At 70.5% G+C, this 15,080-nt stretch carries 10 protein-coding genes; 2 read left to right on the forward strand and 8 right to left on the reverse strand.

Features of this window, described 5'->3' with window-relative positions; translation table 11 throughout:
- Positions 1–22: 22 nt before the first annotated feature.
- The 5 genes from truD to mrcB are packed head-to-tail and all read right to left on the reverse strand — an operon-like array spanning position 23 to position 6,634.
- Positions 23–1,051: a tRNA pseudouridine(13) synthase TruD gene (gene truD / locus F788_RS0105745; protein WP_018870566.1), complete on the reverse strand. Its 1,029-nt coding sequence runs from the start codon at positions 1,049–1,051 to the stop codon at positions 23–25.
- Positions 1,052–1,071: 20 nt separating this feature from the next.
- Complete coding sequence (gene tsaB, locus F788_RS0105750; protein ID WP_018870565.1) at positions 1,072–1,761, reverse strand: tRNA (adenosine(37)-N6)-threonylcarbamoyltransferase complex dimerization subunit type 1 TsaB; 690 nt, start codon at positions 1,759–1,761, stop codon at positions 1,072–1,074.
- Positions 1,752–3,725 carry an ATP-dependent DNA helicase gene (locus tag F788_RS0105755; protein ID WP_019589554.1) on the reverse strand — a complete coding sequence of 658 codons (1,974 nt, stop codon included), beginning with the start codon at positions 3,723–3,725 and terminating at the stop codon, positions 1,752–1,754. Before F788_RS0105755 ends, tsaB begins: the two co-directional genes overlap by 10 nt.
- On the reverse strand, positions 3,718–4,266 hold the full coding sequence (locus tag F788_RS0105760; RefSeq protein ID WP_019589555.1) for a tetratricopeptide repeat protein: 549 nt from the start codon (positions 4,264–4,266) through the stop codon (positions 3,718–3,720). Before F788_RS0105760 ends, F788_RS0105755 begins: the two co-directional genes overlap by 8 nt.
- Before the next feature lie 13 nt (positions 4,267–4,279).
- Positions 4,280–6,634: a penicillin-binding protein 1B gene (mrcB, locus tag F788_RS0105765; protein ID WP_019589556.1), complete on the reverse strand. Its 2,355-nt coding sequence runs from the start codon at positions 6,632–6,634 to the stop codon at positions 4,280–4,282.
- Positions 6,635–6,732: 98 nt separating this feature from the next.
- Between mrcB and F788_RS0105770 the strand changes: the two genes are divergently transcribed.
- Both F788_RS0105770 and F788_RS0105775 read left to right on the forward strand, forming a co-directional pair.
- Complete coding sequence (locus tag F788_RS0105770; protein ID WP_019022353.1) at positions 6,733–8,292, forward strand: bifunctional aminoglycoside phosphotransferase/ATP-binding protein; 1,560 nt, start codon at positions 6,733–6,735, stop codon at positions 8,290–8,292.
- Between the two features lie 70 nt (positions 8,293–8,362).
- Positions 8,363–8,893 carry a hypothetical protein gene (locus tag F788_RS0105775; RefSeq protein WP_018870560.1) on the forward strand — a complete coding sequence of 177 codons (531 nt, stop codon included), beginning with the start codon at positions 8,363–8,365 and terminating at the stop codon, positions 8,891–8,893.
- A 10-nt stretch (positions 8,894–8,903) separates the two neighbouring features.
- Here the strand turns inward: F788_RS0105775 and F788_RS0105780 are convergent, their stop codons facing one another.
- From F788_RS0105780 to F788_RS0105790, 3 genes are read right to left on the reverse strand one after another with little or no spacing between them, the layout of a single operon-like run.
- The gene (locus F788_RS0105780) at positions 8,904–12,824 is read right to left on the reverse strand and encodes an EAL domain-containing protein (RefSeq protein WP_019589557.1); all 3,921 of its coding nucleotides are present in this window, start codon (positions 12,822–12,824) and stop codon (positions 8,904–8,906) included.
- A complete protein-coding gene (locus F788_RS0105785; protein WP_019589558.1) occupies positions 12,805–13,287 on the reverse strand; it encodes a response regulator in 483 nt (160 codons plus the stop codon). Before F788_RS0105785 ends, F788_RS0105780 begins: the two co-directional genes overlap by 20 nt.
- An 8-nt stretch (positions 13,288–13,295) precedes the next feature.
- Positions 13,296–15,074 carry an ATP-binding protein gene (locus F788_RS0105790; protein ID WP_019589559.1) on the reverse strand — a complete coding sequence of 593 codons (1,779 nt, stop codon included), beginning with the start codon at positions 15,072–15,074 and terminating at the stop codon, positions 13,296–13,298.
- Between the last annotated feature and the right edge of the window lie 6 nt (positions 15,075–15,080).

Genomic DNA, 15,080 nt, shown 5'->3' on the forward strand with positions numbered 1-15,080 from the left:
CAACCCCGGAGTGATCCGGGGGTCAGTCCCCGGCCGACGTGCGCATCAGGGCCTCCGCCACACTCGTGGCATATTCCCCCGGGCCCAGTTCCAGCTGCAGACGCAGCACCCGCGACGTCTCCCATTCCCACTCCATGGATCGCGGCACCAGACGCAACGCCCGGCGCGCGGCCTTCAGACCCTCGGCCTCCAGGCCACGGGCCAGCACCTCGTGCTGCGCGGCCACCGCATCTTCCAGCTCGCGCACCTCGCCCCCGGTGCCCGGATCCCCGCGCCCCCACAGCGGCCCGGTGGGATGCACGTCGAGCCGCGCGGCGCGCGCCTCCAGCTCCGCATCCACCGTATCCGCGGTGAACACGCTGCCGCTGCCGTCGAGGTTGACCCGCTCGCCCGGCAGGATGCGGTCCCAGTCGCCACGGCGCACGCGCTCGGCCAGTACCGCGTTGAACAGTTCCGCGCGCGCCGCGGACAGCAGCAGGCTGCGCTGATTACGCCCGCGCGGACGCCGACCGCCGCCCAGCCAGGCGTACGCCCGCTCGCGGTTGGCATGCCCGAAGCGCTGTTCGCCGAAATACGCCGGCACGCCGCCGGCGCGGATCCGTTCCAGCACCTGCTCGGCGATGTCGCCATCGCCCTCCAGCTCGCGCAGGCGCAGGGTGAAGCGATTACCCGCCAGGTGCCCGGTGCGCAGCTTGCGCGCATGCCGGTCGTGGCGGCAGATGCGCAGCCAGGCGTCCGCGGCGATCGCCTCGCCGGGTTCCGGCACCGTCCATGACCCCGGATCGACTTCCGGCGCGCAGGCCACGCTGAACCACTGCCGGGTCACGGCATGACGATCCTTGCGCCCGGCGTAGCTGACCGCGCCGCGGCCCACGCCCGCGGACCGCGCGATCCACACGGCCACGTCCTCGGTGTTCAGACCGCGCTTTTCGATCTCCAGCCACAGGTGTTCGCCCGTGCCGTCCGGCAGGGTGGCCGGAAGCTCCTCCACCCGGAAATCCTCCGCACTCGCCTTCAGCCGGCCCTGTAGCGGGGGCTCCCAGGGCCACACCGGGGCATTCCCGGGCGCGCTCACGGGGTCGCCGCCGGACGTGCCACGTCGTCACGCAGATAGACCGGCTGCGCATCGGCCGGATCCACCCCCTCGCCGCGTTCCCGCGCGTCCACCGCCAGCAGGGCCAGGTCAAAGGCGTCCGGCAGGGCATCGGGGTCCACGCGCTCCGCAGGCAGTCCGCATTGACCAGCGAGTTCGGGGAAGGCACGAAAGCCGGTCCCCAGCCCCAGACGTTCGCCCGCCGGCCACTGCGGCACCACCGCCTCCGGCGGCGCCACGGCCTCCGGCGCCGGCAGGACCCGCTCCCCCGCCACCGGGCACAGGCTCCAGTAGACCTCGCCCATGCGCGCGTCCAGCGCGGCCAGCACCGCCGCCGGGGCCGGCTCCGGCGCCAGCCGCAGGCCCTGCTGGGCCAGCACCTGCAGCGAGGATACCGGGACCACCGGGCAATCCAGCGCGAACGCCAGTCCCTGCGCCACGCCCAGCCCCAGCCGCACCCCGGTGAAGGCCCCCGGACCGCGTCCCACCGCCACCGCATCCAGCGAATGGCGGTCGATCCCGGCCTCCGCCAGCAGGGTCTCGACCTGCCCCAGGATCAGGTCACCGTGACGCTGCGGTGCCCGCTCCGACAGCGAGTACAGTTCGCCGTCCACCCACAGGGCGGCGGAACAGCGTTCGGTGGCGGTGTCGATGGCGATCAGGCGCATGCGTGGCGCTCCCGGGCCTGTTGCAGAAAGTCCAGCGCCGCCCGCGGGCGGGTCGCCTCGTGGAATGGCGGCAGGCTGTTGAGAAAGCGCTTGCCGTAGGGCTTGCCGTCGATGCGCGGATCGCACAGCGCGAGGATGCCGGTGTCCGAGCCGTCGCGGATCAGGCGCCCGGCGCCCTGCTTCAGCGCCAGCACCGCCTGCGGCAGACTGAACTCCATGAACGGGTGCCGACCCTCGGCTTCCAGCGCTGCGGCGCGGGCCTGCAGCACGGGATCGTTGGGCGCGGCGAACGGCAGGCGGTCGATCACCACCACCGACAGCCCGGTCCCGCGGATGTCGACACCTTCCCAGAAACTGTGCGCGCCCAGCAGCCAGGGCCGTTCGGCGGCGCGGAAACGCTCCAGCAGCTCGCCACGCGACTGCTCCCCCTGCACCAGCAGTTCGCGGTCCTCCGGCAGATGCTCGCGCAGCAGGGTCGCGGCCTCCTGCAGCGCGCGATGGCTGGTGAACAGGAAAAATCCGCCACCCGGTCCGTCCTTCAACAGCGGCCAGGCCCAGCGCAGGCAGGCACGGGTGTAATCCGGCGCGTTGGGGTCCGGCAGCGGCGGATCCGGGCGCAGCAGGCAGGCCTGACGCGCGAAGTCGAACGGGCTGTCCAGACGCGCGGTGGCGACGTCTCCGGGCAGCCCCAGGCGGCGCGCCGCGTGGGTGAAGTCCTCGCCCACCGCCAGGGTCGCCGAGGTAAAGATCCAGGCCGCCGGGCGCGCCGCGCGCCGCTGCGCCAGCGGGCGTGCGGCATCCAGCGGGGTGCGGTGCAGGGTCAGGCTCTGGCGAAAGCGCTCCAGCCAGGCGACGGTGTCTTCGGTATCCTCGCGCCACGCCGACAGCCGCTCGCGCAGCAGCTCGCAGCGCGCGCGCAGCTGTTCCAGTCCGGGCGCCCGCGGCGCCGCGACCTGGAGGGCGTCGTGCAGCCAGCGCAGCGCGTCGTCCAGGGCGTCCAGCTTCGGGCCCAGCGCGCCCTCGGGGTCGGCATCCTCCAGACTGGCGCGCCCTTCGTGCCCCTCGGTCACCTCGAGCAGCCCGCCCGCCGCGGCCTCCACCTCGGCCACGCGCTGGCGCATGTCGGTCATCTCCGGGGCATGCTGCTCCTGCTCGCGGCGCGTGTCGCGCGCCAGTTCGCGCAGGGCCCGGGTGCTGAGGGCCACGCCGAAGAACGCCCCGGCGATCTCCGGCAGCTGATGCGCCTCGTCGACAATGACCGCGTCGACCTCCGGCAGCAGCTCGGCGAAGCCCTCTTCCTTCAGCGCCATGTCCGCCAGCAGCAGGTGGTGGTTGACCACGATGACATCCGCCTCCTGCGCGCGGCGCCGCGCACGCACCACGAAGCAGTCATCCAGATGCGGGCATTCGTTGCCCAGGCAGTTGTCCACGGTCGAGGTCACCTGCGGCCACAGCGGCGAGTCCTCGGCCAGCAGGCCGGACTGGCTGAGATCCCCGCTGTCGTCGGTACGCGCCATGGCCTGCAGCTCCTGCAGGGTATGCAGGCGCTCGGCCCGCGCGCCGGCGCCGGTGGCCCCGGACGCCTCGGCCTCGGCGACCTCCAGCCGGTAGTGGCACAGGTAGTTCGAGCGCCCCTTGAGCAGCGCGGTCTTCGGCTGATAGCCCAGCGCGCCGCAGACCACCGGGAGGTCCCGATGGTAGAGCTGGTCCTGCAGGGTCTTGGTGCCGGTGGAGATCAGCGCCCGCTTGCGCCGCTGCAGGACCGGGACCAGATAGGCATAGGTCTTGCCGACCCCGGTGGCGGCCTCCACCAGCAGGGCCGATGGCGCGGTGGCCACGGCTTCCTCCACCGCCGCGGCCATCGCCTGCTGCGGTTCGCGCGGCCGGAACCCGGGGACCGCCTCGGCAATGTCACCGCCCGGGCTCAGGGCCCGCACGGCCGGCGACTCCGCGGATTCAGACACGTTCGCCTCCGAGCGCGCGCAGGGCCTCGCGCGCCTCGCGCGCGCCCTGCGTATCGCCCCGGCCCTCGCGCGCCTGCAGGATCACGGTCCAGTTCTCCCGCTGCAGGGCGCGGTCGCCGGCGGCCATGCCCAGCGAACGCTGCGCCAGCCGCTCGGCCTGATCAAAGTCACGCTGTTCCAGCCGCACCGCGGCCAGGCGCTGCCACAGCCGGGCATCCCGCGGCGCGATGCGCAGGGCCCGCTCCAGCAACTGGCCGGCGCGTGCCAGATCGGCATCCGCGCGCGCCTGCTCGGCGCGCTGCGCCAGCCCCGATGCGGCGCTGTCCACCCCGGCCGCCAGCTCCGGATCCTCGGCCGCCCCGGGCTCGACCTCCAGGACCCCGGGTTCGGGCACATCGGTCGCGGGTTCCTCCGGCGCGGGCCGCGGCTCCGGGGTCGCACAGCCGGCCAGGATCGCGAGCACGGCACAACCGGCCAGCAGCCGCAGCGCGCGCGGGGTGCGGTGCACGGAAAGTTCGCCTTGTCGCAGCTTCATCATCATGGGATACGCTCGCTCAATCCTGGTTGCGGAACATGCGACCGAACCAGCCGCCGGCGTCGCCGTCCGCCTCGCCCTCGCACTCGGCCACCGCCTCGGGGGCCGAATTCTGCCAGAAGGGCAGGCGCCTGACGCGTTCGCAGGCGTGATCCTCGTCCACGATCCGTGCCCCGGACTCCAGGTCGATCTCGTGATATTCGATGGAAGGATGCCGACCGTCCTCGATCGATCCACCCGGCAGCTCCCCCATGATGCCGGCCCAGACCGGCGCCGCCCCGGAACCACCGGTCAGTCCGGTCGCCCGATTGTCGTCCATGCCCAGCCAGACCACGCCCACGTGGCGATCGTCGTACCCGGCGAACCAGGCATCACGAAAATCGTTGGTGGTCCCGGTCTTGCCCGCCAGGCGGCGCTGCGGCAGGCGCTGACCAATCACGCGACCGGTGCCGTCCACCGTCACGTCATGCAGGGCCTCGCCGAGCAGACGCACGGCGCCGTCCGGCACCGCGCCGCGCAGTTCCAGCCCGTAGTGCGACAGGACCTCGTCGTCGGCGTCCAGGACGTCGCGGATCGCGCGCGTGCCCGTGGCATAACCGCCGCTGGCCAGCCCCTGATAAAGCCCCGCCACCTGCAGCGGGGACAGCTCCAGTGCGCCCAGCGCCAGCGAGGGGTTGGGAGCCGGGGTAGCCTGCAGCCCGAAGGTCTGCAGGATCTCCACCAGCTGGGAGACTCCCATACGATCGGCCAGGCGCACCGTGGGCACGTTGTAGGACTGGACCAGCGCCTCCCAGGCCGTGACCTCGCCCCGATGTTCACGGTCGAAATTGCGCGGGGTCCAGGGTTCCCCGTGCGCCAGCTGCAGGGTCACCGGCCGGTCCTCCAGCAGGCTCGCCAGGGTGTAGCGCCGGGGATTGGTCAGCGCCGCGAGGTAGACGAACGGCTTGACCAGCGAACCGATCTGGCGGCGCGCCTCCACCGCCCGGTTGAAACCCGGATACGCCGGGTTGCGGTCCCCGACCAGTGCCAGCACCTCGCCGGAGCGCGCATCGGTCACCACCGCGGCGGCCTGCAGATCCTCCGCATGTTCGCCGGCCCGCGGGGCCACCGCCGCCACCTCTTCGCGCACGCGCTCCTCCACCGCCAGCTGAATCACCGGGTCCAGCGAGGTAAAGATCCGCAGCCCGTCGGAGCGCAGGTCCTCGTCGGCGTATTCGGCGCGCAGCTCGCGGCGCACCAGATCGAGGAATGCGGGGAAGCGACTGCCGCCGGGCATCGCCGGCGAGACATCCAGTGGCATGCCACGGGCCGTCGCCACGGTGTCCGCGTCCGCCAGGCCCGTCTCGTGCATCGCGTTCAGCACGCGGTCGCGCCGCGCCCGGGCCCGCTCCGGATGGCGGCGCGGGTCGTAGTAGCTGGCCCCGCGCGCCAGCCCCACCAGCAGGGCGAGCTGGTCCAGGCGCAGCTCGTTCAGCGGGCGCTGGTAATAGAACCGGGCCGCCTGCCCGAAACCATGGATGGCACGTTCGCCGGCCTGCCCGAGAAACACCTCGTTGACATAGGCCTCGAGGATGGCTTCCTTGGAGTAGCGATGCTCCAGGATCAGGGCCATCACCGCCTCGTTCAGCTTGCGTGACAGGGTCTGTTCGCGGGTGAGGTAGAAGTTCTTGACCAGCTGCTGGGTCAGCGTGCTGCCTCCCTGCACCGTGCGGCCGGCGCGCAGGTTGGCCCAGGCCGCCCGGGCGATGCCGGCCGGGTCCACCCCGCGATGCGACATGAAACGCCGGTCCTCGATCGCGATCAGGGCACCGATCAGTGCCGGCGGGACCTCGTCGAGATCCACCACCACGCGGTCTTCACCGTGCGTCGGGTAGATGCTGCCGATCAGCAGCGGCTCCACCCGCATCAGGTCGACCGCCTCGCCCGTGTCGCGATCGGTGATCGAGCGCACATGGCCACGATCCATCTGCACCCGCACGGAACGCGCCGGCTCGGGCCCGTCACCAAAGGTGAACGGGCGCGTGGTCAGGGCCACCGTGCCGTCGTTGACGGCGTATTCCCCGGCCCGGGCGCCCTGGCCGCTGCGCTGGTAATTCAGCGCCTCCAGCTCCGTCACCAGGCGCTCGCGGTCCAGGCGCCGACCGGGATACAGCTCCAGCGGTCGCGCATACACCCGCGCCGGCAGGGCCCAGCGCTGACCTTCGAACTGCGCGCGAATCTCGCGATCCAGGTTCTGCACATACAGCACACCCACGCCGGCACCGGCCAGCAGAAGACCGAGCAGGGTCCAGGTGCCGGCACGCAGCACGCGGCGCAGCCAGCCGCCGGCGGGGCGGCGCTTGCGCGAAGATCGGGAGCGGGAGGAACGCGGCATGGCTCTCGCGGTCTGCAACAGGGACGGGTGAACACGGGCATCTCGCCCGCAACTCGCACAATGATAACCTGACCCGGGGCAACATTGATGGAGGCCGCATGACCGCGCTGGACGAGCAGCACCGCATTCTCACCCGGCTGATCGAGAGCGGGGCGTTCCCCGATGGCGGTCCGGCCGAACGGATCCGGCGCATCGAAACGCACATCTCCACGGTGATCCTGGCCGGGGACTGGGCGTGGAAATTCAAGAAACCGCTGGACCTGGGCTTCCTCGACTTTTCCACCCTGCAGGCGCGCCGCCATTTCTGCGAGACGGAGCTCGAGATCAACCGCCGGCTGGCGCCGGAGATCTACCACGAGGTCGTCAGCATCAACGGCGATCCCGAACACCCGGTGATCAACGGCCCCGGCGAAGTACTGGAATACGCGGTACGCATGCGCCGCTTCGACCGCGAACGCCAGCTCGATCGGCTGCTGGAGCGCGGCGCCCTGCCGCCCGAGGCGATGGACGAGCTGGGCCGCTACATCGCCCGCTTCCACGAGAGCGTCGAACGCACCGGCCCGGATTCCGCCCACGGCACCCCCGAGGCCGAGGCCGCGCCGATGCGCGAAAACTTTCCCGGCCTGTTCGAATCCGCCCGGCAACCCAGCGAACGCGAGCGGCTGCAGCGCCTGCAGACCTGGACCGAGAAGGAACTGGACCGCCTGCGCCCGCTGATGCAGGCGCGCCACGACGGCGGCTACGTACGTCACTGCCACGGCGATCTGCATCTGGGCAACATGGTCTACATCAAAGCCGGGGACGATGCCGGCGGCGAGCGCCCGGTGGCCTTCGATGCGATCGAGTTCGACCCGGAGCTGCGCTGGATCGATGTCATCTCCGAAATCGCCTTCACCACCATGGACCTGCTGGCCCGCGAGCACCCGGCGCATGCCTGGCGGCTGCTGAACGCCTGGCTGGAAGAACGCGAGGATTTCGACGGCCTGGCCCTGCTGCCGCTGTACCAGGTCTATCGGGCGCTGGTGCGGGCCAAGGTCCAGGGCATCCATGCCGCCGAGCCCAGCCTGCCCTCGGACGAGAAGGCCGCCCACCAGGCCGAGATGGGGCGCTACCTCGCGCTGGCCGAACGCCTGACCGAACCGCGGCGGCCCCGCCTGATCCTGATGCACGGGGTGTCCGGGTCGGGCAAGACCGTGATCAGCACCCGCATCCTCCAGGCCCTGGGCGCGGTACGCCTGCGCAGCGACGTCGAACGCAAGCGCATGGCCGATACCGTTTCCTACAGCGAAGAGGCCCGCACGCGGATCTACGACCACCTGCTGGAACGCGCCGGGGAACTGCTGGAGCTGGGGCATACCGTCATCGTCGACGCGACCTTTCTCGAACGTGGGCAGCGGGAGCCGTTCCGCGATCTGGCCGCGCGCATGGAGGCCGGCTTCGCGGTCGTCGCCTGCCACGCCGACGAGGACCTGCTGCGCGAACGCCTGGAGGCCCGCGCCGCGCAGGGCCGGGATGCGTCGGATGCCGACGTGGAGGTCATGCAGCAGCAGCGCCCGCGCCAGGAATGGCCCGGCGCCGACGAGCATGCCGTGGAAGCGGGCCCCGGACAGCCCCTGGAAGTCGAGCTTCTGGCACAGCGGCTGGAACGCCCGGCGTGACGGCGGTCAGTTCATTTGACGTAGAATAGAGATACCATCGGTTGTCCGCGAGCCACACAGGAGTCACCCCATGTCCGGATTCCGCAACAAGACCCGCCAGGCCGCCCGCCGTATCACCGCCGGATTGCCCGCGCTGGCCCTGACGGCTGCGCTGGCCTTCCCCCTGCCCGCGCTGGCCTATGAGGTCGTCGAGGAGAGCGACGAGCGCGTGATCTACAGCGTCGAAGGGGACTTCGACCACTACTTCGAGATGGTCGAGTTCGCCATCGAAACGGAGGGGCTGGTGATCAACAACGTCGGCCACATCGCCGACATGCTGGACCGCACCGCGGGCCAGGAATCCGGCGAGGGCATCTACCTGAACGGCCGCTCGGTGGACTTCTGCTCGGCCACCTATTCGCGGGCGACCATGGAAGCCGACCCGCACAACATCACCTTCTGCCCCTACGTCATCGCCATCTACGAGCTGGCCGCGGAGCCGGGCACGATCTACATGAGCTATCAGCGCGTGCCGCAGATCGGCGACGAGGCCTCGCAGGAGTCCCTCGGTGACGTCAACGAACTGGTGGACCGGATCGTCACCGAAGCCCTGATGTTCTGAGACGGTCGGATCAGCCCGGCCGAACGGAGGCCAGTGCCGCCACCCGGCCGGGCGCCTGCAGCCAGGCTTCGGCCCGGTCCACGGGCAGCCCCGGGCTGTACAGGAATCCCTGGCCGACATCACAGCCGTGGGCGTTCAGCCACGCCGCCTGGGCAGCCGTCTCGACGCCCTCGGCGATCACCTCCAGATGCAGATTGCGCGCCATCGCGATGATGGTCGCGGCAATCCAGCGCCCCCGGCCCTCGCGGTCCACCTGATCGACGAAACTCCGGTCAATCTTGAGCACGTCCAGCGGGAAGTCCTGCAGGGCCGCCAGTGACGAATACCCGGTGCCGAAATCATCGATCGCCAGACGCACACCCAGCGATTTCAATGCATTGAGCCGGGACACGGCCTGATCGCCCTGACTCATGATGGCGGTCTCGGTTACCTCCAGTTCCAGCTGTTCCGCCGGGAACCCCGTCTCGGCCAGGATCTCGCCGACCCGGCGCACGAGTCCGGCACTGCGCAGCTGCACCGGCGACAGATTGACCGCCACCACCAGGTCGCTGCGTACCTCGCGCAGCAGGCGCACACCATGCCGGCAGGCCTCGCGCAGCACCTGTTCGCCCAGCGGGACGATCAGGCCGGTTGCCTCGGCGACCGGAATGAACCGGTCCGGCGTAATGCTCTCGCCCTGCGGGGTCTCCCAGCGCGCCAGACACTCCACGCCCGCGGGTACGCCATCGCTCAGGCGCACCTGCGGCTGGAAATGCACGTGCAGCTCGCCGGTTCCGCTCGCCAGGGCCTCGCGCAGGCGGCCTTCCAGTTCCAGTCGTTCGCTGGCCGCCCGGGTCAGCTCCGCCTCGTAGAAACTCCAGACCTCGCGCCCGTTTTCCTTGGAATGGAACATGGCCGCGTCGGCATGCTGGATGAGCGTGGTCGCGGTATCGCCGTCCCGGGGGAAGCGGGCGATGCCGATCGAGGCATTGAGATGCACGCTGTGCCCGCTGTCCAGCAGCACCGGGGTATCCAGCGCGGCCTGCAGCTCGCGCGCCACCTCGCTCAGCGATTCGTGGTCGGCGGCCCGCTGACTGACCACCATGAATTCGTCGCCACCCAGCCGGCCGAGGATGTCCGGCGGGCGCACCGTGTCGCCCAGGCGCCGGGCGACCTCGACCAGGGCCTCGTCGCCGGCCGGATGGCCCAGGCTGTCGTTCACGTCCTTGAACCGGTCCAGGTCGAGGCTCAGCACGCCCAGCGGGTGGTCCTCCGCGCGCGCCTCGTCCACCGCACGCGACAGCAGCGCATTCAGCCGCGTCCGGTTGGGCAGGTCGGTCAGCGGGTCATGCTCGGCTAGGTAGTTGAGCTCGCTCTCGGAGCGCTTGATTTCGGTCATGTCGGTGATGGTGCCGGCGTAATGGATCGGCTGCCCGCTCTCGTCCACCACCACCGACAGGCTCAGCCATTCGGGGTACACGGTGCCGTCGCGACGGCGATTCCACAGCTCGCCGGCCCAGTAACCCGTGCTCTCCAGCTCCTGCCACATGGCGCGATAAAACTCGGCGTCGTGATACCCCGACTGCAGGATGCGCGGATTCTTCCCCAGCACTTCGGATTCCGCGTATCCGGTGATCTCGGTGAACGCCGGATTGACCGCGATGATGCGCGACGACAGGTCGGTGATGACCACGCCGTCGCGGGTACTGCGGAACACCGCTTCCAGCCGGCGCAGGCCGACCACGGTCTCGCGCCGCGCCAGCGCGGCCCCCAGGCTGCTGGCAAAGATGCGCGCCACGCTCACGTCGGTCGCACTCCAGTTGCGCGCCCGCACCAGCGCATCCACCGCGACGAACCCGCGATATTCGCCCTCCAGGAACACCGGCGCCAGCAGCAGGGACTGCAGCCCCTGCTGCTGCAGCAGTGCCTGTTCCTCCTCGGGGAACTCCGCCCGGGTGCCGGCGACCGCCTCGCCGGCCCGCAGGCGTTCGGTCCAGCGCGCATGCAGGCTGTCGGGCGTCAGGTTGCGCAGGGCGGGTGGCCTGACCGGAACGGCCGAATCGCCGCGCAACCAGTAGTAACGATGCGTCTCGCGGTTCTCCCGGCCCGGTTCCTCGGCGGCCATGACCACCACCCAGGCGCGATCCCCGGCCAGGGTCTCGCCCAGCCGCCCCAGCAGTGCATTCATGACCCGGTCCGGGGTCTCCGCCTGCAGCAGTGCCAGGGTCATGCGGGCCGAGCTCTCCAGCGCCTGCTCGCGCTGGTCCAGGGCCTGCGCCGCGTGCAGCTTCTGCACCGCCAGACCGGCCAGTTGCGTGAACTCGTCGATCAGACCCTGTTCCTCGTCGCGCGGCTCGCGTGCCTCGTTCAGGTAGGTGGCCAGCATGCCCAGCACGTGCCCGTCGTCATCAAAGAACGGGAACGACCAGCAGGCCTGCAGCCCCGCGGCCTCCATGGGCGCCTCCAGGCCCTCCCAGTACGGATGGCCCGTCACCTGCGGCACCACCACCGTTTCGCCGCGAAAAGCCGCGGTGCCGCAGGAGCCCACGCCATCACTGGCCGGCACCGGGCTGTGCAGCCACGGCAGCGAACCCGGCAGGGACGGCGCCGCCACGCATTCGAGCATCCCGGTCTCGCGGTCCCGCAGCATGATGGACGCCGACAGCTCCGGCAGCAGCGACTCCAGCTCCTGGATCACGTCCGACAGAAACCCCGGATCACGTGTCCCGGTGGCCAGCCGGTCGAGCACCCGTGCGCGCACGGCCGCCAGTCGCTGGTCGCGCACGCGCCGGGTCACGTCAACCAGGTTGCCGGAGAACCCGGTGGGCTGCCCGTCGGTACCCTTTTCGCAGCGCCCCTCCAGCTCCATCCAGTACAATCCGCCCCAGCGGGTCACGATGCCGATCGCGGCTTCGTCCGCGAGCGTCGACACGGTCGCCTCGCCGCGCAGCACGTCCGCCAGCGCCTCGCGCTCTCCCGCCTCGACGAAGTCCGTCAGCGGATGCCCCAGGGCCTCTTCGACCGAACGTCCGGTCATGCGGGTCCAGGCGGGGTTGAGGAACGTGAGCCGCCCCTGCGCATCGGTCTGAAAGATGATGTCACCGGCGCTGTCGATGACCTGGCGATAGCGACGTTCGCTCTCCGCCAGGGCGGCCTGTTCGCGCCGCAGCCGTCCGCGCGCCACCACCTGGTCGACCAGTACCGGCAGCCCCTTGAGGTAACCCCCGCTCTTGAGCACAAAATCGTCGACCCCGAGGCGCAGGGCCTGTGCGGCCAGTTCCTCGGTCCCCTGCCCGGTCACCAGGATCACGGGGATGTCCAGCCCCCGCTCGCTGCGGATGCGGCGCGCCAGCTCCAGGCCATCCATCCCCGGCAGGCGATAATCCAGCAACAGGATATCGGGGTACCCCGCGTCCGCCGCGGCCCCGCCGTCCAGACGCGCCAGGACCTCGTCGGCCGAATCGACCACTTCCAGTTGCAGATGCGGCGCCGCGCGGGCGAATTCCCGCCGCGTCAGACTGACATCGAAGCTGTTGTGCTCGGCGTAGAGCACGCGCACCGTTTCCAGCTCTTCCGGCCGCCGGTGGCGACGCCCGAGGGCGTCCCGCACACGCGCCGGCAGGTGCTCCAGGTAGGTCTCGTTCTTCGGCAGATAGTCGTCGGCCCCGACGCGGAAGGCGGTCACCACGGTTTCCTGTTCGCCGTGGCCGGTCATCACGATGATCGCCTCCTCGCGCCCGGCCTCGCGCAGACGCGGGATCAGGTCCATGCCGTTGCCGTCCGGCAGCCGCAGGTCGAGCAGCACGCAATCGAAGCGGGCCTCCTCCAGCGCCGCCCAGGCTTCGGCCATCGACCCCGCCGTGCGGATCTCGACCTCCGCCCCGTCACGGCTCAGCGCCCGACGCTGCAGATCGGCATCCACCGGATTGTCTTCAACGAGCAGAATCTTCATCTGGCGGGGACCTCCCTGAGGTAAACACCGAGGCCGGAGGCTGGTTCAACACGCACCAGTAGAGTTCGATCTGTTCGGCCACGTCCATGAACCGGTCGAAGTCCACCGGCTTCACGATATAGGAATTCGCGCCGCATTCATAAGCAGTACGGATGTCGGCGTCATCCGCGGACGAGGTCAGCATCACCACCGGGATGTGCCCGCACTCCGGATGCGCGCGCAGTGCCCGCAGCACCTCCAGACCGCTGATCCGTGGCAGCCGGATGTCCAGCAGGACCACCGCCGGCACCGGTTCCTCGCCCCGCGCCCAGCGCTCCAGCCCCGCCAGGGCCTCCTCCCCGTCGCGCGCCACCGTCAGCGGATTGGCCAGGCGGCGGCGACGGAAGGCATGGCGCAGCAGATCCAGATCCACCGGGCTGTCCTCGACCACGCAGATCGGCGGCAGCGAGCCCGGGTCACTCATTGGGGCGCTCATTGCGGCAGCTCCACACGAAAGGTCGCGCCCTCGCCGGGGCGGCCCTCGGCCTCGATCCGGGCGTCCAGTCGGCGGGCCGCGCGACGCACCAGGGCCAGGCCCACGCCGGTGCCGGGATAGTCCTCGGCGCGGTTGAGACGCTGGAAGATCTCGAACATGCGTTCCCGGAACGCCTCGTCGAAGCCGATCCCGTTGTCTTCCACCTCCAGACGCACCACCGACGTCCGCCGCTGAGCGGCGACCCGGACCCGGGGTTCGTCGCGACCGGCACTGAACTTGAAGGCGTTCTCCAGCAGGTTGCGCAGGATCAATCCCAGACCGTCGGGATCGGTCTCGACCTCCAGTTCTTCCGGCACGTCGATCGCGGCCGTCGCCGCCGCCGGGTATTCCGGCTCCAGCGCGCGCAGGGTCTCCGCCACCAGGTCACGCAGCCGGATCCGGCGCTGTTCCAGCGGTCGCCGCTCCATGCGCGAGTACGTCAGCAGGTCGCCGATCAGTTCGTTCATCTGCGCCACGCCCTGGCGGATATTGCGCAGGAATTCGCGCCCCTCGTCATCCAGGCGCCCGGCATGCTCCGCCTCCAGCAGCTGGCTGTAGCCCTCGATCCCGCGCAGCGGCGCCTTGAGGTCATGGGAAACCGCGTAGGAGAAGGATTCGAGCTCCTGGTTGGCGATCTGCAGTTCCGCCGTGCGTCGCTCGACCCGGCGCTCCAGATCGGCATTGAGCGCACGCAGCTCCAGCTCGGCCTGGTGCAGTTCGGTGATGTCCAGTGCCGTACCCTGCACCCGCCACGCGCTACCGGGGCCGTCACCCGTAAACGACGACGCGCGCTGAATGCCGAAACGCAGCCAGGTCTCCGGCCCGCGCCCCGGGTGTCGGCGTACGTGCAGGTACTGGCTTTGCGGCGGGGTACCGGCAGCCATGCCCCGCAAGGTGGCAGCCAGGCGTGGCCCGTCGGCCGATTCGGTGTCGAGGTCACGCTCCAGCAGCGTGGCCACGTCCGGTTCGGGGCCGTCGGGCGGGCGCCCCAGCAACCGGAACAGCTGGTCCGACCACCAGAACCCGTTCACCGGATCGTATTCCCAGCTGCCCAGGCCCGCATCGCGTTCGGCCCGTTCCAGCCGCTCCATCTGCCGCTGACGCTCCAGCTCCAGCCGCCGGCGTTCGGTGACGTCCAGCAGCACCCCATGAATGCGCGTCACACGGCCGTCCGTGTCCCGACTGAGCCAGGTCCGGTCCTCCACCCAGACCGTACCCAGCACGGGCAGCACCAGGCGGTAGAGCTGGGTATAGCGATCGGGGCCGTGTTCGAGGTGCATTGGCACCTCCTCGACGATGGACGGCAGATCGTCAGGGTGAATCAGGCTGGCGTAATCCGGGTCGCCCGCCAGCAGGGCATCGCGATCCAGCCCCCAGTCCGCGGCATTGGACGAGACATAGGTAACCGGCCAGCCGTCGCGCGCCTCCCATTCGATCGCCAGCACCGGCGAGTGATCGATGATGCGCGCGGCCCGCCCCGCCTCCGCGGCCGCCCGGTCGCGGGCGGCCAGCGCGCGATGGATTAGCACGAACAGCAGCCCGGCGGTCACCACCACATAGGCCCAGCCCTTACCGGTCTGCAGCCGGGACAGCAGTTCCACGTCGTCCACCAGCGCCAGCAGCGCCCGGTCGGAAAACCCGATCCACATCAGGCCGAGCACCAGATAGATCAGGGTGATACCCAGAGCCGTGATTGCGGCACCGCTGCGGATCCCGGGACTCGCGTCGCGTGTCATGCCCCC

Origin of the sequence: Thioalkalivibrio sp. ALE10 (assembly GCF_000381385.1) — a bacterium.
Classification (GTDB): domain Bacteria; phylum Pseudomonadota; class Gammaproteobacteria; order Ectothiorhodospirales; family Ectothiorhodospiraceae; genus Thioalkalivibrio.

What these genes read in the sequence shown, in the direction of transcription:
- tsaB (WP_018870565.1), bottom strand. Translation starts at nt 1,761, where the DNA reads ATGCGCCTGATCGCCATCGACACCGCCACCGAACGCTGTTCCGCCGCC.
- F788_RS0105760 (WP_019589555.1), bottom strand. Translation starts at nt 4,266, where the DNA reads ATGATGATGAAGCTGCGACAAGGCGAACTTTCCGTGCACCGCACCCCG.
- mrcB (WP_019589556.1), bottom strand. Translation starts at nt 6,634, where the DNA reads ATGCCGCGTTCCTCCCGCTCCCGATCTTCGCGCAAGCGCCGCCCCGCC.
- F788_RS0105770 (WP_019022353.1), top strand. Translation starts at nt 6,733, where the DNA reads ATGACCGCGCTGGACGAGCAGCACCGCATTCTCACCCGGCTGATCGAG.
- F788_RS0105775 (WP_018870560.1), top strand. Translation starts at nt 8,363, where the DNA reads ATGTCCGGATTCCGCAACAAGACCCGCCAGGCCGCCCGCCGTATCACC.
- F788_RS0105780 (WP_019589557.1), bottom strand. Translation starts at nt 12,824, where the DNA reads ATGAAGATTCTGCTCGTTGAAGACAATCCGGTGGATGCCGATCTGCAG.
- F788_RS0105785 (WP_019589558.1), bottom strand. Translation starts at nt 13,287, where the DNA reads ATGAGTGACCCGGGCTCGCTGCCGCCGATCTGCGTGGTCGAGGACAGC.
- F788_RS0105790 (WP_019589559.1), bottom strand. Translation starts at nt 15,074, where the DNA reads ATGACACGCGACGCGAGTCCCGGGATCCGCAGCGGTGCCGCAATCACG.